Annotated in this window: 20 protein-coding genes; 9 read left to right on the top strand and 11 right to left on the bottom strand. The window is 57.4% G+C overall.

Going from position 1 to position 23,218, the window contains the following annotated elements; translation table 11 throughout:
* Positions 1 to 31 precede the first annotated feature (31 nt).
* Together JEM67_RS22370 and JEM67_RS22365 are read right to left on the bottom strand one after the other, a co-directional pair.
* Positions 32 to 682 (bottom strand): DsbA family protein, encoded by a 651-nt coding sequence (locus JEM67_RS22370; protein WP_199637729.1) that lies wholly within the window; start codon positions 680 to 682, stop codon positions 32 to 34.
* An 83-nt stretch (positions 683 to 765) separates the two neighbouring features.
* Entirely contained in the window at positions 766 to 1,650 is an 885-nt protein-coding gene (locus tag JEM67_RS22365; protein WP_199637727.1) for an MBL fold metallo-hydrolase, read from the bottom strand.
* 110 nt (positions 1,651 to 1,760) lie between these two features.
* Here JEM67_RS22365 and JEM67_RS22360 point away from each other — a divergent pair, with 110 nt between their 5' ends.
* Positions 1,761 to 2,669, top strand: coding sequence for a LysR family transcriptional regulator (locus tag JEM67_RS22360; protein WP_013814308.1), 909 nt, complete (start codon positions 1,761 to 1,763; stop codon positions 2,667 to 2,669).
* Positions 2,670 to 2,985: 316 nt separating this feature from the next.
* Positions 2,986 to 4,140 (top strand): MFS transporter, encoded by a 1,155-nt coding sequence (locus tag JEM67_RS22355; protein WP_199637725.1) that lies wholly within the window; start codon positions 2,986 to 2,988, stop codon positions 4,138 to 4,140.
* On the opposite strand, the gene JEM67_RS22350 is transcribed toward JEM67_RS22355, so the two are convergent.
* Entirely contained in the window at positions 4,130 to 5,053 is a 924-nt protein-coding gene (locus tag JEM67_RS22350; protein WP_199637724.1) for a LysR family transcriptional regulator, read from the bottom strand. The genes JEM67_RS22355 and JEM67_RS22350 overlap by 11 nt on opposite strands.
* Before the next feature lie 136 nt (positions 5,054 to 5,189).
* On the opposite strand from JEM67_RS22350, the gene lysA reads away from it, so the two are divergent.
* Positions 5,190 to 6,452 carry a diaminopimelate decarboxylase gene (gene lysA, locus JEM67_RS22345; protein ID WP_004952305.1) on the top strand — a complete coding sequence of 421 codons (1,263 nt, stop codon included), beginning with the start codon at positions 5,190 to 5,192 and terminating at the stop codon, positions 6,450 to 6,452.
* A gap of 28 nt (positions 6,453 to 6,480) precedes the next feature.
* On the opposite strand, the gene JEM67_RS22340 is transcribed toward lysA, so the two are convergent.
* The 3 genes from JEM67_RS22340 to JEM67_RS22330 all read right to left on the bottom strand — a co-directional run bounded on the left by JEM67_RS22340 (position 6,481) and on the right by JEM67_RS22330 (position 8,282).
* Positions 6,481 to 6,783: a helix-turn-helix domain-containing protein gene (locus tag JEM67_RS22340; RefSeq protein WP_013814304.1), complete on the bottom strand. Its 303-nt coding sequence runs from the start codon at positions 6,781 to 6,783 to the stop codon at positions 6,481 to 6,483.
* A 5-nt stretch (positions 6,784 to 6,788) separates the two neighbouring features.
* Entirely contained in the window at positions 6,789 to 7,085 is a 297-nt protein-coding gene (locus JEM67_RS22335) for a type II toxin-antitoxin system RelE/ParE family toxin (RefSeq protein WP_233527808.1), read from the bottom strand.
* A 186-nt stretch (positions 7,086 to 7,271) separates the two neighbouring features.
* Complete coding sequence (locus tag JEM67_RS22330; protein WP_199637723.1) at positions 7,272 to 8,282, bottom strand: LacI family DNA-binding transcriptional regulator; 1,011 nt, start codon at positions 8,280 to 8,282, stop codon at positions 7,272 to 7,274.
* A gap of 150 nt (positions 8,283 to 8,432) precedes the next feature.
* Here JEM67_RS22330 and JEM67_RS22325 point away from each other — a divergent pair, with 150 nt between their 5' ends.
* Positions 8,433 to 8,888, top strand: coding sequence for a GNAT family N-acetyltransferase (locus JEM67_RS22325; protein ID WP_199637722.1), 456 nt, complete (start codon positions 8,433 to 8,435; stop codon positions 8,886 to 8,888).
* Here the strand turns inward: JEM67_RS22325 and galR are convergent.
* A complete protein-coding gene (gene galR / locus JEM67_RS22320) occupies positions 8,885 to 9,904 on the bottom strand; it encodes an HTH-type transcriptional regulator GalR (protein ID WP_199637721.1) in 1,020 nt (339 codons plus the stop codon). The genes JEM67_RS22325 and galR overlap by 4 nt on opposite strands.
* Before the next feature lie 220 nt (positions 9,905 to 10,124).
* Here galR and JEM67_RS22315 point away from each other — a divergent pair, with 220 nt between their 5' ends.
* The 3 genes from JEM67_RS22315 to lplT all read left to right on the top strand — a co-directional run bounded on the left by JEM67_RS22315 (position 10,125) and on the right by lplT (position 16,416).
* Complete coding sequence (locus JEM67_RS22315) at positions 10,125 to 12,383, top strand: molybdopterin guanine dinucleotide-containing S/N-oxide reductase (RefSeq protein WP_199637720.1); 2,259 nt, start codon at positions 10,125 to 10,127, stop codon at positions 12,381 to 12,383.
* A gap of 683 nt (positions 12,384 to 13,066) precedes the next feature.
* A complete protein-coding gene (aas, locus tag JEM67_RS22310) occupies positions 13,067 to 15,223 on the top strand; it encodes a bifunctional acyl-ACP--phospholipid O-acyltransferase/long-chain-fatty-acid--ACP ligase (protein ID WP_199637719.1) in 2,157 nt (718 codons plus the stop codon).
* Positions 15,220 to 16,416 carry a lysophospholipid transporter LplT gene (gene lplT / locus JEM67_RS22305; RefSeq protein WP_199637717.1) on the top strand — a complete coding sequence of 399 codons (1,197 nt, stop codon included), beginning with the start codon at positions 15,220 to 15,222 and terminating at the stop codon, positions 16,414 to 16,416. Before aas ends, lplT begins: the two co-directional genes overlap by 4 nt.
* Positions 16,417 to 16,461: 45 nt before the next feature.
* Here the strand turns inward: lplT and JEM67_RS22300 are convergent, their stop codons facing one another.
* The 4 genes from JEM67_RS22300 to mutH all read right to left on the bottom strand — a co-directional run bounded on the left by JEM67_RS22300 (position 16,462) and on the right by mutH (position 19,571).
* On the bottom strand, positions 16,462 to 17,502 hold the full coding sequence (locus tag JEM67_RS22300; protein ID WP_004952289.1) for an NADP(H)-dependent aldo-keto reductase: 1,041 nt from the start codon (positions 17,500 to 17,502) through the stop codon (positions 16,462 to 16,464).
* A gap of 180 nt (positions 17,503 to 17,682) precedes the next feature.
* On the bottom strand, positions 17,683 to 17,901 hold the full coding sequence (locus JEM67_RS22295; protein ID WP_199637715.1) for a YgdI/YgdR family lipoprotein: 219 nt from the start codon (positions 17,899 to 17,901) through the stop codon (positions 17,683 to 17,685).
* A 171-nt stretch (positions 17,902 to 18,072) separates the two neighbouring features.
* A complete protein-coding gene (locus JEM67_RS22290) occupies positions 18,073 to 18,789 on the bottom strand; it encodes a TerC family protein (protein WP_013814296.1) in 717 nt (238 codons plus the stop codon).
* A 95-nt stretch (positions 18,790 to 18,884) separates the two neighbouring features.
* Positions 18,885 to 19,571, bottom strand: a complete 687-nt coding sequence (gene mutH / locus JEM67_RS22285; RefSeq protein WP_199637713.1) for a DNA mismatch repair endonuclease MutH — start codon at positions 19,569 to 19,571, stop codon at positions 18,885 to 18,887.
* A gap of 696 nt (positions 19,572 to 20,267) precedes the next feature.
* Between mutH and rppH the strand changes: the two genes are divergently transcribed.
* Both rppH and ptsP read left to right on the top strand, forming a co-directional pair.
* A complete protein-coding gene (gene rppH, locus JEM67_RS22280) occupies positions 20,268 to 20,795 on the top strand; it encodes an RNA pyrophosphohydrolase (RefSeq protein WP_004952284.1) in 528 nt (175 codons plus the stop codon).
* Positions 20,796 to 20,807: 12 nt separating this feature from the next.
* On the top strand, positions 20,808 to 23,054 hold the full coding sequence (gene ptsP / locus JEM67_RS22275) for a phosphoenolpyruvate--protein phosphotransferase (RefSeq protein WP_013814294.1): 2,247 nt from the start codon (positions 20,808 to 20,810) through the stop codon (positions 23,052 to 23,054).
* The last annotated feature ends 164 nt before the right edge of the window (positions 23,055 to 23,218 follow it).

The raw sequence follows: 23,218 nt of genomic DNA, 5'->3' as shown, positions 1-23,218 counted from the left end.
TCGGCTGCGAATCTCGCAGCCGAAGCCGGTATTAAGCCCAGCTCACCGCGCCGCTCAACAACGCTTTCCAGGCATCAACGTTGCCCAAATAGTTGCCAGCCGGGATCTGGCGTAGCTGGCCTTCGCTGTCTTGCAGCGCAAAAGTCGGGAACCCCTGGCCCTGGACTTTGGCAAGAAACGCGCGGCTTTCCGCAATGTGCTGTGCGGTCGGCGCGCCAGCGTTAAAGCGCATCTCGGCAATGAACGGAGCCGAGGGCAGGCCCAGCTCTTTCGCCAGGGCTTCCAGCACCGGGGTATCGGCGATGCGTCGACCTTCTTGATAATGCGCTGTCTGAATGCGGTGCAGCATATCCACCCCGCGTCCCCCCAGCGCTTCCGCCGCCAGAATCGCAGTAATCGGCGGCTCGGAGTCCATCACTGCCGTGGTATCACGCAGCAGCCCATTGAAATAAGCTTCACCGAAGGTCTGGCCGGTCAGCTCCGCAATGCGCTTGTCATGCGGAATCACATAGTTACGCCATTCGTCCGTGATCTGGCGGCGATTATTGCCGGTCATCATGCCGCCGGCGTGCAGGGCGACAGTCAGCCCTGGAATGCTCTTGGCCGCCTTTACCAATGGCGCTGCGCCATAGCACCAGCCGCACAGCGGATCGAAAACGTAATGCAGAGTTGTACCGGTCATCTTTATTCCTCGTGATGTTCTGCGGCTGAACGCCGCAGAACATTGAGCCTGTCAAAGGCAATGTAGTTTGATTGGCGACGCGCTTATTGCGGCCACTTCATCTCGCCTTTCAGCACCTTGGCGCTCAGTTCCAAGCTAGATTCATCTTTCAGGTTCGGGTAATGCTTTTTCATTGCCGCAATCAGTGCCGCAGAATCTTTGGCTTTCGGCAGTTCAGCTTCCAGCGTAGTCAGGTAGTTCTGGGTGAAGGTCACGGATTCCAGCGTCTGCGGTGCGCCCGGCAGGAAGTGGCCAGGGACGACGGTTTTCGGCTTCAGCGCCTTGATGCCTTCCAGCGTTTGCTGCCAGTGAGCGCGGGATTCCACGGTCTGGTTATCGGCGATCCACGGGTGGATATTGTCACCGGCTACCGGGACGCCACCCACTACCGCTTTCAACTCAGGGATCCACACGTAGGTGCGTTCCGGCGTTGGGCCGGTCAGGCCTTTCACTTCCACTTTCTGGCCGTCGATAGTGAAGCTATCACCCTGCAATGCCTGCGGAACCACTACCGCTTTAGGCGCGTTGTCTTTCAGGATTGGGCCCCAGTAAGCCATTTTGCCGTCTTTGGTGGCGTTGATTTCTTTGATCGTATCCGGTGACGCGATGATTTTTGCCTGCGGGAACGCAGCTTTAATCACGTCCAAACCAAAGTAGAAATCCGGATCGGAATGGCTGATGTAGACGGTGGTCAGCTTCTTGCCGGTCGCTTTGATCTTTTTCACCAATTCTTCGGCGTCGTTGCGTTGGAACTGGGCGTCGATCAGCGCCACTTCGTGTTTACCGCTGATGATTTCCGAAGAAACCGGGAACACGCTTTTCTCGCCCGGGTTGTACACTTCCATGGTCAGGGAGTCAGCCGCAGTGGCGAAAGTGCTTGCAGTGGCGATGCCGGCGAAAGCCAGGGTCAATAATGATTTCTTAAACATGGGCAGAGGTCCTTTTGGTTATCGGTTGTTGTTGTACAGATGTTAGGTTGCATAAAGCGTTAGAAAAACCGGATAATGAGCAATTATTCATTGCGTAAATCGGACGAATCATGGATCGCATTACCGCAGCAGAGGTTTTTATCACCATCGTTGATCGCGGCAGCATGATTGCCGCTGCGGAAACGCTGGAAATGTCGCGAGCGATGGTGACGCGCTATCTGGCGCAGATGGAGCAATGGGCCGGCGCGCGTTTATTGCACCGCACTACCCGTAAGCTTAGTCTGACTGACGCCGGAGAGCGCACTCTCGAACGTTGCCGACAGATGCTGGCGCTGGCGGGGGAGATAGATTTGGTCGAAGGTGAGCAAAGCGATGAGTTGCGCGGTCTGCTGCGCATCACCTGTTCACAGTCGCTGGGCCAGACCGCGCTGGTGGGAGCGGTGGCCCAATACCTCAAACGTCATCCGCAGGTGGCGGTAGATTTGCAAATGAATAATCGGGCGGTGAATCTGGTGGAGGAGCGCATCGATCTGGCGCTGCGCATCACCAATGAGCTGGATCCCAATCTGATCGCCCGACCACTTTCTTCCTGCGCGTCGGTGGTGTGCGCTTCCCCGGCTTATCTGGCAGCGCACGGCACGCCGCGCCATCCGCAGGATTTGGCGCTGCACAACTGCCTGACTTATTCCTACTTCGGTAAAAGCCTGTGGCATTTTGATGCTCAGGGCGTGAAGTCGGCGGTGGCGGTCAGCGGCAACCTCAGCGCCAACGAATCGGTGGTGCTGATGGCGGGGACGGTGCAGGGTGCCGGCATTTCCATGCAGCCTTATTATTCGGCGGCACCCTTGCTGGTAAGCGGTGAACTGATAGAACTGATGCCGGATTATCGGCCGCAGTCGATGGGGATTTACGGCATTTATACCTCGCGTCGCCAAATGCCTGCCACCTTGCGAACCATGCTGGATTTTCTGGTGGAGTGGTTTGCCAATGATCCCGCCTGGCGGGCGACGTTGCGCTGATATCGTTAACAGGGTAGCAACATTTTTACACATTTTTCATCGTCAGCGCATTCAAGCGTTTAGCGGGCGGATCGGGGCGTTTTGTGCTCAAAGGTAGCTTTGTCACTGGTTTTCTCGTCGGTCACCGTGCTATTTCTGTAGCGTGAAAAGAGCGAATAAGACTTAATAATTATAGGGTTAAGAAAATAACCCACAGATTGAGCAACATCTCTGACCCTTTTTCGCGGGCAGCCTGTCAGGCTGTCCGGCAATTCCGTGAGTTTTTACCGGCTCCGTGCGCCTGATGCCGGGGCTTTGTCGACTGGGAGCGTTACACATGCCTGTTTCTCTGCTTGCACTGGCGTTAAGTGCATTTGCCATTGGCACCACCGAGTTTGTGATTATGGGGCTGCTGCCTGAGGTGGCGGGGGATCTTCAGGTCTCAATCCCTTCAGCCGGCTGGCTGATCAGCGGCTATGCCCTCGGCGTGGCGATAGGTGCGCCGATCATGGCGCTGCTGACGGCGAAGCTGCCGCGCAAGAATACGCTGCTGTTGCTGATGGTGATTTTTATTTTCGGCAATATCATGTGCGCGCTGGGTTACAGCTACGATTTCCTGATGCTGGCGCGCATTGTCACCGCGTTGTGCCACGGCGCGTTCTTCGGCATTGGCGCGGTGGTAGCCGCCAATCTGGTACCGCCGAATCGCCGTGCTTCTGCGGTGGCGTTGATGTTCACCGGCCTGACGTTGGCCAACGTACTGGGGGTGCCGCTCGGCACCGCACTGGGGCAGGCATTGGGCTGGCGTTCCACTTTCTGGGCGGTGGCGGTCATCGGCGTGCTGTCCTTGTTGGCGTTGTACAGCAAGCTGCCGGCGGGGGAGGATGAGGCGCCAACCGATCTGAAAAAAGAACTGTCGGCCCTGCGCGGCGGCGGCATCTGGCTTTCGTTGCTGATGACGGTAGCTTTTGCCGCGTCGATGTTTGCGCTGTTTACCTATATCGCGCCGTTACTGACCGAGGTGACCGGTATTTCGTCGCACGGGGTGAGCTGGACGCTGTTGCTGATGGGGGTCGGTCTGACGCTGGGTAACATCGTCGGCGGCCGTTTGGCAGACTGGCGTTTGCCGGTTACGCTGACCTGCACGTTTCTGGTGATTGCCTTCTTTGCCGCGCTGTTCAGTTGGACCAGCCATTCCATGGTGCCGGCGGAAATGACCCTGTTCCTGTGGGCGGCTGCGGCGTTTGCCGCCGTGCCGGCGCTGCAGATCAACGTCGTGACCTACGGTAAAAAAGCACCGAACCTGGTTTCCACGCTGAACATCGCCGCGTTTAACGTGGGCAATGCCATTGGTGCTTGGGTAGGCGGCGTGGTGATTGCACAGGGCCTGGGGCTGACCAGCGTGCCGCTGGCCGCCGCGGCGATTGCGTTGCTGGGGTTGGTGCTGTGTCTGGTGACTTTCAGCCGAGCCAAACGGCCGGCTAGCGCTTAATCACTGCTGCCAGGCGGGCGGGGAGACTCTCGGCTTGCTTCTGCAAATGCTGAATGAAGGCCGTGACCAGCGCCGAGGAAGGGCGGTGCAGCGGCCGGATCAGGCTGACGGTAAAAGGTACTTCAACGCTGAACGGCCGTACGTGCACGCCGCCGTTGGCATAATCGAGCGCCGTCAGCGGATTGACTATCGACAACCCCACGCCTTCTTTCACCATGGCGCACACCGATGCTGCGCTGTGGGTTTCCATGACCAGACGGCGCTTAACGCCCTCCTCATTGAACAGCGAGTCGAGCAACTGACGGTAGCTGTCGGTGCTCGACAGGCTGATAAAGTTTTGTCCGTCGAAGTCTTGTGGTGTCAGCACCGTTTTCGCCAGCAGCGGATGCCCGGCCGGCAATACGCACACCTCGTTCAGCGTCATCAACGTCATCCGCTCGGTGCCTGCCGGGGTCAGGGTGTTTTCCGTCAGACCCAAATCGTGGCGCTGCGCCGACAGCCATTCTTCCAACAACGGCGACTCCTGCGGTATCACGCTGAAACTGACTTCCGGGTAGCGATCGATAAAGGGCTTGCACACCACCGGCAGCAGCGACTGCGAGAATACCGGCAGGCAGGCAATGGAAAGCTGCGCCTGCTGGAACTGGCGGATACCTGCAGCGGCGTTGACGATGCGTTCCAGGCCGTAATAGGAGCGCTGCACCTCTTCGAACAGCCGCAGGCCCTGCACCGTCGGGTATAAACGTCCGCGCAGCCGATCGAACAGCTGTAGCTGGATCAGCTTCTCGAAGCGGGCAAGTTCGCGGCTGACGGTGGGCTGCGAGGTTTGCAACAGCGCTGCCGCCTCGGTCAGATTGCCGGTGGTCATCACCGCATGGAAAATTTCAATCTGGCGTAGGGTAATCGCGTGCATCGGCATACTCCATGAACGGGCAAGTCCATATCATAAATGAATAGACTTCGGCTAAATAGATATTTTCCACACAAGAGAGAGTGCGGCACTATTGATGGCACTACTTCAGCCACATTTTTGATCCGGGAACATCACCATGCCACGCGCTTTGCACGACACGACTACCGCCCTCAATGCCGCTAACCTGCTGGCCTTGCCTCAGCGTTTTGGTTGCCCGGTATGGGCCTATGATGCCGCTATCATCAGCGAGCGCATCAGCCAGTTGCGCCATTTTGACGTGATCCGTTTTGCCCAAAAGGCCTGCTCGAATATTCATATTCTGCGCCTGATGCGCGAACAGGGCGTCAAGGTGGATTCTGTCTCGCTGGGCGAGATTGAGCGTGCGTTGCAGGCCGGTTTTCAGCCAGGCGGTGAGCCAAGCGACATCGTGTTTACCGCCGATGTGCTGGACCACGCGACGCTGGCGCGCGTCAGCGAATTGAAAATCCCGGTGAACGTCGGCTCGATCGATATGCTGGATCAACTGGGCCAGGTTTCCGTTGGTCATCCGGTGTGGTTGCGTATCAACCCGGGCTTTGGCCACGGCCATAGCCAGAAAACCAATACCGGCGGCGAGAACAGCAAGCACGGGATTTGGTATGCCGATTTGCCGCAGGCGGTGGAAAAAATTCAGCAATACGGCCTCAAGCTGATCGGTGTGCATATGCATATCGGTTCGGGCGTGGATTACCAGCATCTGGAGCGCGTGTGTGACGCCATGGTGCAGCAGGTGATCGATCTGGGTCATGATATCAGCGCGATTTCTGCCGGCGGCGGGCTGTCGATCCCCTATCAATACGGCGAAGAGGCGATTGATACCGAACACTATTTTGGCCTGTGGAACAGTGCGCGCGAGCGCATTGCCGCCCATTTGGGCCACCCGGTGAGCCTGGAGATCGAGCCCGGTCGCTTCCTGATGGCGGAAGCCGGGGTGTTGGTCGCCGAAGTGCGTGCGGTGAAAGACATGGGCAGCCGCCACTTTGTGCTGGTGGACGCCGGTTTTAACGATTTAATGCGTCCGGCGATGTATGGCAGCTATCACCATATTTCTCTGCTGCCGGCCGATGGCCGCAATACCGAGCATCAACCGCTGCGCGACACCGTGATTGCCGGGCCGCTGTGCGAATCCGGCGACGTGTTCACTCAACAGGCCGGTGGCGGCATTGAAACCCGCGAGTTGCCGCCGGTGCAGGTCGGCGACTATCTGGTATTCCATGATACCGGCGCCTATGGCGCTTCGATGTCTTCAAACTACAACAGCCGTCCGCTGCTGCCGGAAGTGTTGTTCGAGAAGGGTGAACCACGGCTGATCCGCCGCCGGCAGACCATTGAAGAGTTGATTGCGCTGGAACTCATTTGATACCGACGGGCGCAGCGCTGCGCCCATCTCAGAGTGTCATCCGCCGATGCTGGCCGTTGGGCAGCTCAACCTCTAACGAAAGCCTGCCGCCCATGGCTTCAATGTAGCGTTTCAGTGAAGAGAGTTTGATTTCGCTACCGCGCTTTTCCAGATTAGCGACCGATGGCTGGCTGATGCCAAGCCGTTTCGCCAGTTCTACCTGAGACACCGCAAGTTCTTCCCGCAGCATCGCCAGCCGCAATTCAAAAATTTCTTTCTCCGCCTTTTGCCGGGCTGCCGCAACGACGGTGGGATCGAGTTTATCTATCAAATTTGATAAAGGCTTGGCCATATGCGTTACCTCTGGGTTGCCAGATAATGTGAAAACGCCATGGCGGCGATGGGTAACAGGCGCTGGTAAAAGCGTTTGTCGCCTGTCTTATCACCACCGCATAGCAGTACAGCCTGCCGTTGCGGATCAAAGGCGAAAAACACCCGAAATGGGCGGTCGCGGTGCTGAATGCGCAGCTCTTTAAGATGCTTTATTGAGCCGGAAAAATGCAGAGTGTCGGCATGCGGACGAGCCAACAGCGGGCCGAATTCCTGCAATGTGAATATTCCCGCCAACAGGCTTTTTTGTTCATCGCCGTTCAGTGATCAAAACCAGTCGTCGAATCGTTCGACGGTTACGACTGGCCACATATCACGCTCCGAATATAGCTTTTATGCTATATAGTGTAAAGGTTATTATGGTGACAATATGCGTACTGGTGGGAGATGGGAAATCGCAGAAAAATAAATGCGGCGCAGTACGCAATCAGCGTTCTGCGCCCAAGAATCTCAACCGGCGTAGGGGCCTGGAGCCACGGAGTCACGCAGCCGAAGTTCGCCGGTGAACGGGGAAAGCGGGGGGAGGTTTTCGCCATTGATCAGGCGGAAAGCCTGGCTGATAGCCGCTTCGATCATCACGTCGATCGGCAGGTAAACGGTGGATAGCGCGGGTTGCAAATAAGCGGCGCTGGGTTCGTCGTCAAAACCGAATAGCGAGACGTCCTGCGGCAGGCGCTTGCCCGCTTCATGCAACGCTTTCATCGCACCGACGGCCATATCGTCGTTGCAGGCGAATAGCGCACTGAAGCCGGTATCGCCGGCCAGCAGGTTGCGGCTGCCCTGATAGCCGCTTTGCACGCTGCTGTCGCCATAGGCCACGCGGGCATCGTCGAAGGCAATCTTGTGATGCTCAAGCGCTTGTTGATAACCCGCCAGCCGCGCTTGGGCAGTGGGGGTGGCGATAGGGCCGGTGATGCAGGCGATCTCGCGGTGCCCCTGCCGAATCAGATAATCCACTGCATGGAAGGCGGCCTGCTGCTGTTCGAAGAAAACACAGCGCGTACGCGCCTGCGGCAAATCGCGATTGATCACCATGATCGGTACCGGCAGGCTGTCCAGCAGGGCCATTAACGCCGATTCGGACATGAAACGGGTATAGAGAATGATCGCGTCGCAGCGGCGATCGGCCAACAACTGCACTGCCTGCAGTTCATCTTCCGGCGTATCGTGACCATCGGTGACTATCAGGTGCTTGCCGCTGGCCTCGATAAGCTTGGCGGCCTGGCGCAGCAAACGCCCGAAATAAGGGCCGTCGAAGTTGGATACCACCAGCCCAATGCTGTTGGAGCTTTTGTTCGCCAGCGACTGGGCGAGGAAGTTCGGGCGGTACCCCAGTTCGTCCATCGCCTTGAATACCGCGTCGCGGGTGCTTTTTTTCACCTGGCCGGTGCCATTTAACACGCGTGAAACCGTGGCTTTAGATACCCCAGCGCGAAGGGAAACATCCAACATGGTGATCATCAGTGGCTAACCCCTTTTCAACATCCGCTGCGGAAAATAACGCTCAGTTTAGCATAGGGTTAGCCCTTGGCCGCGGAGCTTTTTGCCATCGGGTTTACGCGGTGACGGAACGGCACTAGACTGGTCTCGGGCAACGGGAGGAAGCGGAATATGATTAACATTGTGCCTTTGGCGGATTACCCGCAGCATCTGCAACAGGTGGTCGACTGGCAATGGCGGGCGTTCGGCAACGAAAACAGCCGGGCATTTTTCGCCAGTGTGGTAGAAAGCGGCCTGCGGGGAGCGGATTTACCGATCACCTTTATCGCGTTGCAGGGGGAGAAGCTGGTGGGCACGGTCGGTCTGTGGCGCTGTGACCTGCTCAGCCGCCAGGATCTGACCCCCTGGCTGGCGGCGCTGTACGTGGATGAAAGCCAGCGCGGCAGCGGTCTTGGCCTGAGGTTGCAACGACACGTGCAGGACTACAGCCGGCGCGCCGGCTTCAGTGAACTCTATCTGTACAGCGATTTCAGCGGCTATTACGAACGCCACGGCTGGCATTATATTGGCGACGCGCTGGATTACCCTGACCGCCCGGTGCGATTGTACCACCGGGCACTGGTTTAATTCTGCTCGTAAACGTTATTGATGCTGGCGACCGAATGGCGCCGTACCAGCGTCGGGCTGAACATGTTGGTGATCTCCGGCAGAGGCTGGTTGTTGGCCAGCGCCAGCGCCAGTTCGGCAGCCTGGGTCGCCATGGCGACCACCGGATAGCGGATGGTCGTCAGGCGTGGCCGCAGGTAGCGTGAAATCAGCACGTCATCAAAACCGATCAATGACATTTGGGCCGGTACGTCCACACTGTTGTCGCTCAACACCGAGAGCGCGCCGGCGGCCATTGAGTCGTTATAACAGGTCACTGCGGTGAAGTGCTTGCCGCGGCCGAGCAACTCGGTCATCGCCTGTTCACCGCCAATTTCGTCCGGCTCACCGTAGGCTATCAGTTTTTCATCTACCGCAATGCCATGCTCCTGCAACGCGTCGAGATAGCCTTGCAACCGGTCCGCTGCGTCGGAAATCTGGTGGGTGGAGCAGACGATGGCAATGCGCTGATGCCCCTGCTGGATCAAATGGCGGGTGGCCAACCAGGCACCATAACGGTCGTCCAGCGCCACGCAGCGTGCCTCGAAGCCCGGCAGCGTGCGGTTTATCAGCACCATGCCCGGTATCTGCTGCATCCAGCCGCTCAGTTCGTTATCGGTCAGTTTTTTGGCGTGAACCACCAGCGCGGCACAGCGGTGCCGTACCAGCTGTTCAATCGCCTGACGCTCTTTTTCAGCCTCGTGGTAACCGTTGCCAATCAGCAGGAAGTTGTGGGTGGCGTAGGCCACCTGTTCCACAGCCTTGACCATGGCACCAAAGAAGGGGTCGGAAACGTCGGACACGATAAGCCCAAGCGTTTCGGTCGATTGCTGCGCCAGCGCGCGGGCGTTGGCGTTAGGGTGGTACTGCAGTTGTTCCATCGCCGCCAGCACCGCAGTGCGCGAACTTCCGCTGGCTTTCGGGGAATTGTTTATCACGCGAGACACCGTGGCCACGGAAACACCCGCCAGCCTGGCAACATCCTTTATCGTAGCCATATCTGTAATACATCCTGGGTAATCGCTTACATTCCCCAGTTTTGCGGAAAAAGCCCGGGGCTGCAAGCGGTGGTGATCGCAACTTGTGGCGGCCGTTGCAGATATGAGCGATTTAATGTGCGCTTAGGCCCGCAGGGTACAGTGATAGAGCAATTTGTGCTTTGAAACCGCGCGTCGGCTGATGTTACTTTTGTGCATCTATTGATTGCCCGAGAACCTCATGTCCATTAAACGTTACCCGCAACTCGCACACTGGGGGGCGTATACCGCCGTGGTTGAAGACGGCAGGCTTATCCGCTGTGAGCCTTTCGCCGACGATCCGGATCCTTCCCCACTGCTCGATTCCATCGCGCCAATGGTCTATTCCGACAAGCGTATCCGCAAGCCGGCGGTACGCCGTTCCTGGTTGCAGAAACGCGAAGGTAGCGACCGTACGTTGCGTGGCCGGGAAGATTTTGTGGAAGTGGACTGGGATCTCGCCCTTGATCTGGTTGCGGAAGAAAACCGCCGCGTGCGCGATCGTTACGGCCCTTCAGGCCTGTTTACCGGCTCTTATGGCTGGTCATCCGCCGGGCGCCTGCATCACGCGCGCTCGCTGGTGCGGCGTTTTTATTTCAGCGGCGGCGGTGGCGTTGACCAACTGGGTAATTACAGCTGGGGCGCGGCGCAGTTTTTCCTGCCGTACGTGATCGGCACCTTTACCCCGCTGACCGGGCGCGTGACCAGTTGGCCGAGCGTGGTCGAACACTGCGAACTGTTTGTCGCCTTCGGTGGGCTGGCGTTGAAAAATGCCCAGGTATCCTCCGGCGGCGCAGCGGAGCATACGCTCAAACCCTGGCTGCAGAAGCTGGCGCAGAAAGGCACCCCGGTGATCAACATCAGCCCGATGCGCGATGACTGCCCGGCGTTTGTGAATGCCGAATGGATCCCGATCCGCCCCAACACCGACGTGGCGTTGATGCTGGCGCTGGCGTATGAAATTCAGCGCCGGGGCGCGCAGGATGAGGCTTTCCTCTATAGCCATTGTGTGGGTTACGACCAGTTGGCGGATTATCTGTGCGGCACGGACGACGGCGTGGCGAAAACGCCGGAATGGGCCAGTGCTATCACCGGTATTCCGGCGGCGCGCATCAGCCTGCTGGCGCAGCAATTGATCGGCGTACGCAGCTTTATTACCTGTTCCTACTCGGTTCAGCGCGCCCATCGCGGCGAACAGCCGTATTGGATGATGATCGCCCTGTCGGCGATGCTCGGCCAGGTCGGCCTGCCGGGCGGCGGATTCTCGTTTGGGCACGGCTCAATGAACGGCGTCGGCAACCCGCGGGTGGATACGCCGGGGCCAATGATGCCGGTGGGTAACAATCCTTGCGGGCTGGCGATCCCGGTAGCGCGCATCTGCGACATGTTGCTGCAACCCGGCGAACCTTACTCGTTCCGTGGGGAAACGCTGCACTATCCGGATATTCATCTGGTTCACTGGGCTGGCGGCAACCCGTTCCATCACCATCAACAGCTGAACCGGTTGGTGGAAGGGTGGCAAAAACCGGATACGGTGATTGTGCAGGACATCTGGTGGACGCCGGCGGCGAAGATGGCGGACATCGTGCTGCCAGTCACTACCTCGCTGGAGCGCAACGATATCGGTGGCTCATCGCGCGATCGCTATGTGTTGGCGATGCATCAGGCGATAGCGCCGCAGCATCAGGCGCGCAATGACTTTGATATTTTCGCCGATCTGGCGGAGCGGCTCGGTTACCGTGAACAATTCACCGAAAACCGTGACGAACGGGCATGGATCGAATCCATCTATCAGCAGTGCGGGCAGGCGCAGGCGGGTACTGGCGTCGAGTGGCCGGAGTTCGCGGATTTCTGGCGTAAAGGCCACGTAGAGCTGCCGGCACCGGCGAAGGAGTTTGTGTTCTTCGACGGTTTCCGTGCCGATCCGCAGGCCAATCCATTGCAAACCCCAAGCGGCAAAATTGAGTTGTTCAGCGAGAAAATCGCCGGTTACCGCTATGCGGACTTTGCTCCGCATCCGCAGTGGCAACCGCCGGTTGAATGGTTGGGCGCGCCGCAGGCCAAAGAGTGGCCGCTACACCTGATTTCCATCCAGCCGGGTGACCGTCTGCACAGCCAGATGGATCCGGCGCCGCTGGCGCAGGGCAATAAAACGGCGGGCCGAGAGACGCTGTATATGCACCCGGAGGATGCGGCAACGCGTGGTATTGCCGAGGGGGCCGAGGTGCAGGTCAGCAATGCGCGCGGCAGTTGCCTGGCGGGCGTTGCCATCACTGATGGCGTCACTCGCGGCGTGGTGCTGATGGCCACCGGAGCCTGGTTCGACCCAGGTTTTGGCGCCCAGCGCCTGGCGGTGGAGCAGTCCGGCAACCCGAACGTTTTAACGCTGGATATCGGCACCTCGCCGTTGACGCAGGGGCCGAATGCCATGAGCTGCCTGGTTGAGGTAAGCGCACGGTAAACATCTACGTCTTATGGATCCCGAATTGCCGCCAGGCGACGGGGCTGTTCATCTCCAGCCAGGGGGGGGCGCGCGGCATGCTGCGCCCACGTTAATCGGGCGCGTATATCTGCCCGTGACCCTAACAAGAGTGCAGCCAACAACGCTGAAGCTTGATAGGCGATGGGTATACACCGCTGGTTACACTTTGCGCCCTAATGTTGCGATTGCCCGCTGGCTGGTTTTCGACGCAACGGGGTAAATTGAATGTCCCAGAGGTATTGATTGGTGAGTTTCAACAACTCGTGTGTTGAACCCATATTAATTGCACCAACCTACGCAGATGCGTAGGTTTTTTTTTGCCTGACGCCCTCCCAGCCCGCCTGCGCAGGATTCGATTTTGTCTCCTTCCTACCCCAGGATTGTTTAAGTTTCATTGAGTTATTTCCATAAAATGCGGGAAATTTACAGCTGGTTGCATTTAGAGCAGAACTCTTGCGATTCGTCGGTAGTTTCTTGATCGGCATCTCTCTAGAGTAGGTGATCCCAGAGGTATTGATTGGTGAGAAATCAGCATACTCTGTATGTTGAAGCCATTTTCAATTGCACCAACCTACGCGGATGCGTAGGTTTTTTTTTGCCTGCCGTATAGTATTCTTTTCCCTACAACTGTTTACGCTCATTTTGGCTAAAGGGAGAAGGGCATGATCCTTTCCGTGCTGCGCACGCTGTTCCGCCTGCTGTATCGAATTCGCGTTGAGGGTGATGCCCGGCACTTCGAACAGACTAAGCTATTGATTACGCCCAATCATATCTCCTTCCTCGACGGCATTTTGCTGGCGCTGTTTTTACCGATTAAACCGGTGTTTGCGGTCTATGCCAGCATCGGCGATCGCTGGTTTATGCGTTGGTTGAAACCCTATATCGATCTGGTCTATCTCGACCCGACCAAACCGATGGCGATCAAACAGCTGGTGCGGATGGTCGAACAGGGCCGGCCGATCGTGGTGTTCCCTGAAGGGCGTATCACCGTTACCGGTTCGCTGATGAAAGTCTATGACGGCGCCGCGTTTATCGCCGCTAAATCGGGTGCGACCCTGGTGCCGGTGCGACTGGACGGCGCCGAGTTCAGCCCCTTTGGCCGCATGGCCGGCGTGTTCAAGATCCGCTGGTTCCCGCAGATCAGCATCCGTATTTTACCGCCGACGTCGCTGCCGATGCCGGAAGCGCCGCGCGCCCGCGATCGTCGTGCATTGGCCGGTGACCGGCTGATGCAGATTATGATGAAGGCGCGGATGGACACTCGCGAGCCGCAAACCCTGTTCCGCGCCCTGCTGGCGGCTCAGCACCGCTATGGTCGCAACAAACCCTGCATCGAAGACATCGCCTTCAAGGAAGACAGCTACCAGCAGCTTATCAAAAAAGCGCTGGGCGTCAGCCGTATCCTGCAGCGCTTTACTGCCGAGGGTGAACATGTCGGCATGTTGTTGCCGAACGCCACCATCACCGTGGCGGCGATTTTCGGCGCCTCTCTGCGTAATCGTATTCCGGCGATGCTCAACTACACCGCCGGTTCCAACGGTTTGAAAAGCGCGATGACCGCAGCGACCATCAAAACCATCGTCACTTCGCGCCAGTTCCTGGAAAAGGGCAAGCTGACCCACTTGCCGGAGCAGGTACCGGAGGCCAACTGGGTGTATCTGGAGGATCTGAAAGATACCCTGGCCCTGGCGGACAAGCTGTGGATCCTGCGTCACCTGTTCCAGCCGGCGCACGCCATGCTGCCGCAACAGCCGGATGATGCCGCGTTGATCCTGTTTACCTCGGGTTCGGAAGGTAACCCAAAAGGCGTGGTGCACTCCCACGCCAGCCTGTTGGCCAACGTTGAACAGATCCGCACCATCGCCGATTTCACCCCGCGTGACCGTTTTATGTCATCGCTGCCTCTGTTCCATTCGTTCGGCCTGACGGTTGGGCTGCTGACCCCGCTGATGACCGGCAGCCGCATTTTTCTTTATCCCAGCCCGTTGCATTACCGCGTGGTACCCGAACTGGTGTATGACCGCAACTGTACCGTGCTGTTTGGCACCGCCACCTTCCTCAATAACTACGCGCGCTTCGCCCATCCGTATGATTTTGCCCGCTTGCGTTACGTGGTGGCCGGCGCGGAAAAACTGGCGGACAGCACCAAACAGATTTATCAGGACAAATACGGCATCCGCATTCTGGAAGGCTATGGCGTAACCGAATGTGCGCCGGTGGTGTCGATCAACGTTCCGCTGGCGACGAAGGTCGGCACCGTGGGCCGCATTATGCCGAAGATGGAGGCGCGTCTGATGAAGGTGCCGGGCATTGATAACGGTGGCCGCCTGCAGTTGAGAGGCCCGAATATCATGAAAGGTTATCTGCGGATGGAACGCCCGGGAGAACTGGAACCGCCGGCGGCGGAAGATGAAAATGGCAATCTGCAACCGGGTTGGTACGACACCGGCGATATCGTCACGTTGGACGAGCAGGGTTATTGCGTCATTCGCGGCCGGGTGAAACGCTTTGCCAAACTGGCCGGTGAAATGGTCTCGCTGGAGAGCGTGGAGCTGCTGGCGCAGCGCGTGGCACCGGAAGGGCAGCATGCCGCCACGGTGAAAAGCGACAGCAGCAAGGGGGAAGCGCTGGTGATGTTTACCACCGATGCCGGCATCACCCGCGAAGCCTTGCTGCATGCTGCGCGTGAGTTGGGAAGCCCCGAACTGGCGGTGCCGCGTGATATTCGTCTGCTTAAAACCTTGCCGGTGCTCGGCAGTGGTAAACCGGACTTTGTAACCCTGCGTAAAATGGCCGAACAGCCGGAGAATGCCCGATGAACCCGTCGTTGAATACCGACTCACCTTTGCTCTCTCGCAGCATGATTGCCGTGATTTGCGCGCAGTTTTTGTCCGCCTTCGGCGACAATGCTTTGCTGTTTGCCACGCTGGCGCTGATCAAGCAGCAGCTATATCCCGACTGGAGCCAACCGATTTTGCAGATGGCGTTTGTCGCCACCTATATCATTCTGGCGCCTTTTGTCGGCCAGATCGCCGACAGTTTCGCCAAGGGACGGGTGATGATGGTGGCGAATGGTCTGAAGCTGGCCGGTGCGCTGGTCATCTGTTTTGGGCTTAATCCCTTCCTCGGTTATACCTTGGTGGGCGTGGGTGCCGCCGCTTATTCCCCGGCCAAGTACGGCATTTTGGGTGAAATCACGCACGGCGAAAAGCTGGTCAAGGCCAACGGCCTGATGGAGGCCTCCACCATTGCCGCGATCCTGATTGGCTCGGTTGCCGGTGGCGTGCTGGCCGACTGGCACATTGTGGCGGCGTTGGCGGTCTGCGCGCTGGTATATGCGGCGGCGGTGGTCGCCAACCTGTACATTCCACGCCTGCCGGCGGCGCACCCGGCGGCTTCCTGGACGCCGCGCGCGATGACCCGAGCCTTCTTCAACGCATGCCTTGTGTTGTGGCGCGACGGTCAGACACGCTTTTCATTGATTGGCACCAGCCTGTTCTGGGGGGCCGGGGTGACGCTGCGTTTTCTATTGGTGTTGTGGGTGCCGGTGGCGCTTGGCATCGCCGATAACGCCACGCCGACGCTGCTGAACGCCATGGTGGCGGTAGGGATTGTGATTGGCGCAGGGGCGGCCGCGCGCTTCGTCACGCTGGAAACGGTGAAACGTTGTATGCCGGCCGGGATCCTGATTGGTGTGGCGGTCGCAATCTTTGCGCTGCAAACCACCCTGTTTAATGCTTATGTGTTGCTGCTGACGATAGGCGTGCTGGGGGGCTTCTTTGTGGTGCCGTTGAACGCGTTGTTGCAGGAACGAGGAAAACGTTCGGTAGGCGCCGGCAATGCGATTGCGGTACAAAACCTGGGGGAGAATACCGCCATGTTGCTCATGCTGGGTCTGTACTCTCTGGCGGTGAAAGTGAGCGTGCCGGTGGTCGGCGTGGGGATTGGTTTTGGCGTGGTGTTTGCGCTGGCGATTACCGCGCTGTGGTTTTCACAGCGCGGTGCAAAATAACTGCAGTGAAAGCTGCCGGGGCACAGCTTGCTGCGCCCCGACGTATCACGGCGCGGGAATGGTAAAGCGGGTATGGATCTCTTCCAACCCCTGCAACACGTCTTCATCCAACACCAGGTCAAAGCTGTCGATGTTGGTTTTCAACTGTTCCAGCGTGGTGGCGCCCAGCAGGGTGCTGGCCACGAACGGCTGCTGCCGCACGAACGCCAATGCCATCTGCGAAGGATCCAGACCGTGTTTTTTGGCTAATGCGACATATTCGGCAATCGCCAGTTGCGTTTGCGGCGCAGAATAGCGATTAAAGCGGGTGAACAGCGTATTGCGCGCTCCGGCCGGCTTGGCGCCGTTAAGATACTTGCCGCTCAGGGTACCGAACGCCAGGCTGGAATAGGCCAGCAGTTCAACGCCCTCGTGCTGGCTGATCTCTGCCAGAGCGATCTCAAAGCTGCGGTTTAGCAGGCTGTAGGGGTTTTGAATCGAGACAATGCGCGGCAGTTCGTGTTTTTCGGCCAATTGCAGATAGCGCATTACGCCCCACGGCGTTTCATTGGATACCCCGATATAACGGATTTTACCGGCGCGTACCTGCTCGGTCAGCGCTTCCAGCGTTTCCAACAGGGTAACCGTGGCTTTATCGTCGGTGTATTGATAATTGAGTTTGCCGAAGTAGTTGGTTTGGCGCTGTGGCCAGTGCAACTGATAAAGATCGAGATAATCGGTATTCAGCCGTTTCAGGCTTGCGTCCAGCGCGGCGCGGATATTTTTGCGGTCCAGCGCCTGTTGCGGACGGATACTGCTGTCGGTACCGCGTACCGGCCCGGCGATCTTGCTGGCCAGCACTATTTTCTCACGGTTGCCACGCGCCTTGATCCAACTGCCAATGTATTGTTCGGTCAGCCCCTGGGTTTCAGGGCGGGGCGGTACCGGATACATTTCTGCGGTATCGATCAGGTTGACGCCAGCGGCTAATGCATAGTCGAGTTGCGCATGGGCATCGGCTTCACTGTTCTGTTCGCCAAAGGTCATGGTGCCCAGTCCCAGCACGCTCACTTCTAAAGAACTGTGGGGAATACGGTGGTATTGCATTAACGGCCTTCCTTTCAAGTTAGCGCTTACGGGCTTTACACCCGATGAAACAGGAGTCTCATCACCTGCGAGACGGTGATATCGCCTTTCTCGACTATAACCAAGCCGTGAAGATGGGGGAAGTGGATTCAGTGCAGGGAAGGCTATCGCGCTGGAGAGGAGGCGATAGCCGGCAGAAAATTAACGTTCGATGACCTGTGAAACCTGATCGCCGTTGATTTGGCGGTTGTTGCCTTTTTCATCTTTATAGCTGATCAGGCCGGTATCCTGGTCGATCTCGGGTTTGCCCTGAGTCAGGATCATATTGCCGTCTTTGGTCGCCATCACGTAATCGCTGGCGCAGCCCGTCAGCCCGGCGGCGATCACCAACGCAGAAACTGCCATTACCCACTTTTTCATCCTGCCGATCCTCAATTATGTATGCAGAAAAGAGCCTTCTTCCAAGACTAGCAAACTCTGGATACCTCGTGTTTCGGATAAGTCCTTATCTTGGTAAGAGAAAGTATGTGTAAGAGTTGAAGAAAGGATAAAAATACGAACGGGAGCGGCTTTCGCACGCTCCCGTAGAGGTTACTCTGGGGCCTGGTTTTTCTTGCCGCGCATCAGGTTGAGCGCTTCGACGGACATCGAGAAGAACATCGCAAAATAGATGTAACCTTTCGGAATATGTACCTGGAAGCTTTCCAGCATCAGGGTGAAGCCCACCAGGATCAGGAACGCCAGCGCCAGCATTTTCACCGAAGGATGGCGGTTAACGAACTCGCCGATCGGCCGGGCGGCAAACATCATGACCCCAACCGCAATCACCACCGCCGCCATCATAATAAACAGGTGATCGGACAGGCCTACCGCCGTAATCACCGAGTCCAGGCTGAAGATGATATCCAGTAACATAATCTGCACGATGGCGCCGAAGAAGCCGTTCACTTTGGTGTGGTGCTCTTCATCGGACCCTTCGATAGTTTCGTGGATCTCTTTACTGGCTTTCCAGATCAGGAACAGTCCGCCGAGCAGCAGGATCAGATCGCGCGCCGAGATGCTGTGGTCCATCACCGTAAACAGCGGGTGGGTCAGGCGAATCACCCAGGCGATAGACGCCAGTAGCCCCAGACGCATCAGCATAGCGCCGGCCAGACCGATACGGCGAGCCTTGTTCTGCTGCGCCTTCGGCAGTTTGGCCACCACCAGAGACAGGAAAATAATATTATCAATACCCAGAATGATCTCAAGAATGGTCAGCGTACCTAACGCTAACCAGGCATTGGGATCCATAATCCAATCGAACATTGCCAAGCCACACCTTAATAAAAAGCAAAGGCTGAATTATACGCGTTTATTGGTACGGCGACACTGTTAGCTAAACATGGCTTAAACAAAGAGGATCATATTAAGAAATGTCTTGCCAATAACGCGCCGGTGAAGCTTTTTTTCAGATAAAAACCGCGCGGCAGCGTGAGGATAGGCTGGCCCTGTTCGCCGATGGCCTCGGTCAGCGCCTTGCTGTTGGCCGCCTTGGGCCGCAGTTGCAGTACCTCTCCGTGACGAGCGGTGATCCGCTCCACGTGGCCGAGCACGATCAGGTCCATCAGTTCCTCCCAATCTCGGCGCAGCATCTCTTCTTCAGCGGCGCTCGGGCTCCACAGCAGCGGTGATCCTATGCGCCGCTGCGCCAGCGGGATTTGTCGCTCGCCTTCTACCGGTATCCACAATACCCGCGCCAGCTTATGGCGCACATGGCTGCTGGCCCAGGTAACGCCGCTGTTGCCGGTAAGCGGTGCTACGCAGACGAAGGTGGTCTCCAGCGGCTTGCCGGCAGCGTCAATCGGGATGGTTTTCAACTCAATGCCCAGTTCGGGAAAATCCTGCTCCGGTTTGCTGCCCGCCATGGCGCCGAGGTACAGCTCCAGCAGCATGCCCACCCAGCCTTTATCGCGTTTCAGATCCTTGGGGATCGGCAACTGCGCGCGCGCGGCCAGTTCACCCAGGGTAAAGCCGGCAAGCTGCTGTGCTCGTTCAAACAGCTGCTGTTCGTTTTCCGGCGGAAGGGGAAGAGGGGATAAAAACGCCATAATACAAGCCCGTCAGATTTGGTTGAAAAATGTACTGCATTTGTGCACAGCGAACATCGGCTGGGAAAGACGCGGGAATAGACTAATAGAAGCATGATTTTTCATGACTTTTTTTCTTCCGTCGCGCAGGAAACAAATTTCGTCCGGCGCTTGTGCACCTGAAGCCACCGACAATAAACAGGATCTTACACCTATTTATCCACAGATTTATGGGATAACCCAAATTTTTCCCGATCACTGGTTCGATTTACAGCCTTGACTCGGGCATTTTTTTGCGAAATTGTCCGTTTTGTGCGTAACTCATACGGATAATCTGTGGATAAAAACGACGTTGGTGGATCTTTCGCCAGGGTAAGATCCTAACCGTGCACAGATCACATTTCTGTCCTGTTTATACCTGTTGATAATAATTTATCATGTTGTTTTTATTGAATTAATATTGAACTGGTTTTAATGGTGTTTTTAGGCTCGTCAGAGTTGTACCAGCTTATCCCTTGAGTTCTTCACACACCTATCCACAGAAAAAGTGAATAAAACCGCCGTAAAATCGCCTCACATGTTTATAACTTTGCCATTATCTGTGAGTTATCCCAATGTTATCCGGTTTACGGCGCTGCAAAGCAGTGGTTTACCGCCTGTAGCTTGTGTGAAACAATCAGTACATCTATGCGAAATTAAGCTTATCGAGGTAGTCCGGTGATCGATGATGATGGCTACCGCCCGAATGTTGGTATCGTAATCTGTAATCGTCAGGGGCAGGTCCTTTGGGCTCGCCGTTACGGTCAACACTCCTGGCAGTTTCCCCAAGGTGGGATTAACCCTGGCGAAACCGCAGAACAGGCAATGTACCGTGAGCTGTTCGAAGAAGTGGGGCTGAGCAAAAAGGATGTGCGCATCCTGGCCTCAACCCGCAACTGGTTGCGCTATAAATTGCCAAAACGTTTGGTGCGTTGGGACACAAAGCCGGTATGTATCGGCCAAAAGCAGAAATGGTTTTTGTTGCAGCTAATGTGCAATGACGCGGATATCAATATGCAACGCAGCAGCACGCCGGAGTTTGACGGCTGGCGCTGGGTGAGTTTTTGGTATCCGGTACGCCAGGTGGTGTCGTTCAAACGCGACGTTTACCGCCGGGTGATGAAAGAATTCGCCGTCACCGTGATGCCGATGCAGGAGCAGGCAACACAGCGGCAGCCCCCCGCCTATCGCCGGAAGAGAGGTTAAGTTAAGCCGACTATGCTCACGCGCTTGCGAGAAATTGTTGAGAAGGTGGCCGCGGCGGCCAGTCTGACAGATGCGCTGGATCTTTTGGTCAATGAAACCTGTCTGGCGATGGATACGGAAGTCTGCTCCATATATTTGGCAGACAACGATCGCCGCTGCTACTACCTGATGGCGACGCGCGGGTTGAAAAAACCGCGCGGGCGCGCTATCGCGCTGGCATTTGATGAAGGCATCGTCGGGTTGGTCGGGCGCCGTGCAGAGCCGATAAACCTGGCGGACGCGCAGAGCCACCCCAGCTTCAAATACATACCTCAGGTGAAGGAGGATCGTTTCCGATCCTTCCTGGGCGTGCCGATTATTCATCGTCGCCAACTGCTGGGCGTGCTGGTGGTGCAGCAGCGTGAGCTGCGCCAGTTCGACGAAAGCGAAGAATCCTTCATGGTGACTCTGGCTACGCAAATGGCCGGGATCCTCTCGCAATCGCAGCTTAACGCCATTTTTGGCCAATATCGCCAGACCCGCATCCGAGCATTGGCGGCATCCCCCGGCGTAGCGGTGGCGGAAGGTTGGCAGGACAGCAGCCAGCCGTCGCTCGATCAGGTTTACAAGGCCTCGACGCTCGATACCGTGAGCGAGCGGGAACGCCTGACGCAGGCGCTGGAAGAAGCCGGCGCGGAATTCCGCCGTTTCAGCAAGCGCTTTGCCGCCAGCTCGCAAAAAGAGAGCGCGGCGATTTTCGATCTGTACTCTCACCTGTTGAACGACGCCCGCCTCAAGCGCGAGCTATTTGCCGAAATTGACGCCGGTTCCGTAGCGGAATGGGCGGTGAAACAGGTGATCGAAGTCTTTGCCGCCCAATTCGCCAGCCTGCAAGACACCTATATGCGTGAGCGCGCCAGCGATTTGCGCGCGCTCGGCCAGCGCCTGCTATTCCACCTCGACGACACCACCCAGGGCGCGACTCAGTGGCCGGCGCGTTTCGTGCTGGTGGCGGACGAACTGACTGCCACCCTGTTGGCTGAAATGCCGCAGGACAGGCTGGTTGGCGTGGTCGTACGCGATGGCGCCGCCAACTCCCATGCGGCGATTCTGGTGCGGGCGATGGGCGTGCCGACGGTGATGGGCGCGGATATCCAGCCTGCGCTGCTCAGCCAGCGGCTGCTGATTGTCGACGGTTATCGCGGCGAACTGCTGGTCGACCCTGAACCGGTGCTGGTGCAGGAATACCAGCGGCTGATCAGCGAAGAACTTGAGTTAAGCAAACTGGCGGAAGACGACGTCGAGCAGCCGGCCCAGCTCAAAAGTGGTGAGCGAGTTCAGGTGATGCTTAACGCCGGCCTCAGCCCGGAACACGAGCAGCTCTTGGGCGGGCGAGTCGATGGCGTCGGTTTGTACCGAACCGAAATCCCTTTCATGTTGCAAAGCGGCTTCCCTTCGGAAGAAGAGCAGGTTGCGCAGTATCAGGGCATGTTGCAGCTTTACCCGAACAAACCGGTCACGCTGCGGACGCTGGATATCGGCGCCGATAAGCAGCTGCCTTATATGCCGATCAGCGAGGAAAATCCCTGCCTGGGCTGGCGCGGTATCCGCATCACCCTTGATCAGCCGGAAATATTCCTGATTCAGGTGCGTGCGATGCTGCGCGCCAATGCCGGGACCGGCAACCTGGGCATCCTGCTGCCGATGATCACCAGCCTGGAAGAGATCGACGAGGCCCGGCGGTTGATCGATCGCGCAGGGCGCGAAGTGGAAGAGGTGCTCGGATATGAAATCCCGAAACCCAAGCTTGGCGTAATGCTGGAAGTGCCGTCGATGATTTTCCTGATCCCCCATCTGGCCGGGCGGGTTGAGTTCATTTCGGTTGGCACCAATGACCTGACCCAATACCTGCTGGCGGTAGACCGCAACAATACCCGCGTTGCGGCGCTGTACGACAGTTTGCATCCTTCAATGTTGCAGGTGCTTAAGCTGATCGTGGTTCAGGCCAACGCGGTTGGGCTGCAGGTGAGCCTGTGCGGTGAACTGGCCGGGGATCCGATGGGCGCGTTGCTGTTGGTGGGCATGGGTTATCGTAACTTAAGCATGAACGGGCGCAGTGTGGCGCGTATCAAATATCTGCTGCGGCATATTGAGCTGTCTGACGCCGAAGTGCTGGCGCAGCGGGTGCTGGGCGCCCAGATGACGACCGAAGTGCGCCACCAGGTCGCGGCGTTTATGGAACGGCGCGGTATGGGCGGATTGATCCGTGGCGGCAAGTAAAGGCTGTTGCAGACTGATTTTTTTACAGAACTTTTCCCTGTCGGCCAGTCCGGAGGCGGTTAAGCTTATGCTATTATCCGCCTCCTCGACTGCGTTGAAAGCAACGAAAAAGAGTGTTTTAGCGCGTTTGGCACCTGCCGCCCCCGGTTGGGGAAGAATAATAG

Source organism: Serratia sp. PAMC26656, assembly GCF_016469055.2.
Classification (GTDB): Bacteria; Pseudomonadota; Gammaproteobacteria; order Enterobacterales; family Enterobacteriaceae; genus Serratia; species Serratia plymuthica.
Note: the sequence above shows the minus strand (reverse complement) of the source record. Positions and strands in the feature narration are given on the sequence as shown.

Coding starts and splice junctions, on each gene's coding strand:
- JEM67_RS22370 (WP_199637729.1), bottom strand. CDS start 682: ATGACCGGTACAACTCTGCATTACGTTTTCGATCCGCTGTGCGGCTGG.
- JEM67_RS22365 (WP_199637727.1), bottom strand. CDS start 1,650: ATGTTTAAGAAATCATTATTGACCCTGGCTTTCGCCGGCATCGCCACT.
- JEM67_RS22360 (WP_013814308.1), top strand. CDS start 1,761: ATGGATCGCATTACCGCAGCAGAGGTTTTTATCACCATCGTTGATCGC.
- JEM67_RS22355 (WP_199637725.1), top strand. CDS start 2,986: ATGCCTGTTTCTCTGCTTGCACTGGCGTTAAGTGCATTTGCCATTGGC.
- JEM67_RS22350 (WP_199637724.1), bottom strand. CDS start 5,053: ATGCACGCGATTACCCTACGCCAGATTGAAATTTTCCATGCGGTGATG.
- lysA (WP_004952305.1), top strand. CDS start 5,190: ATGCCACGCGCTTTGCACGACACGACTACCGCCCTCAATGCCGCTAAC.
- JEM67_RS22340 (WP_013814304.1), bottom strand. CDS start 6,783: ATGGCCAAGCCTTTATCAAATTTGATAGATAAACTCGATCCCACCGTC.
- JEM67_RS22330 (WP_199637723.1), bottom strand. CDS start 8,282: ATGATCACCATGTTGGATGTTTCCCTTCGCGCTGGGGTATCTAAAGCC.
- JEM67_RS22325 (WP_199637722.1), top strand. CDS start 8,433: ATGATTAACATTGTGCCTTTGGCGGATTACCCGCAGCATCTGCAACAG.
- galR (WP_199637721.1), bottom strand. CDS start 9,904: ATGGCTACGATAAAGGATGTTGCCAGGCTGGCGGGTGTTTCCGTGGCC.
- JEM67_RS22315 (WP_199637720.1), top strand. CDS start 10,125: ATGTCCATTAAACGTTACCCGCAACTCGCACACTGGGGGGCGTATACC.
- aas (WP_199637719.1), top strand. CDS start 13,067: ATGATCCTTTCCGTGCTGCGCACGCTGTTCCGCCTGCTGTATCGAATT.
- lplT (WP_199637717.1), top strand. CDS start 15,220: ATGAACCCGTCGTTGAATACCGACTCACCTTTGCTCTCTCGCAGCATG.
- JEM67_RS22300 (WP_004952289.1), bottom strand. CDS start 17,502: ATGCAATACCACCGTATTCCCCACAGTTCTTTAGAAGTGAGCGTGCTG.
- JEM67_RS22295 (WP_199637715.1), bottom strand. CDS start 17,901: ATGAAAAAGTGGGTAATGGCAGTTTCTGCGTTGGTGATCGCCGCCGGG.
- JEM67_RS22290 (WP_013814296.1), bottom strand. CDS start 18,789: ATGTTCGATTGGATTATGGATCCCAATGCCTGGTTAGCGTTAGGTACG.
- mutH (WP_199637713.1), bottom strand. CDS start 19,571: ATGGCGTTTTTATCCCCTCTTCCCCTTCCGCCGGAAAACGAACAGCAG.
- ptsP (WP_013814294.1), top strand. CDS start 20,808: ATGCTCACGCGCTTGCGAGAAATTGTTGAGAAGGTGGCCGCGGCGGCC.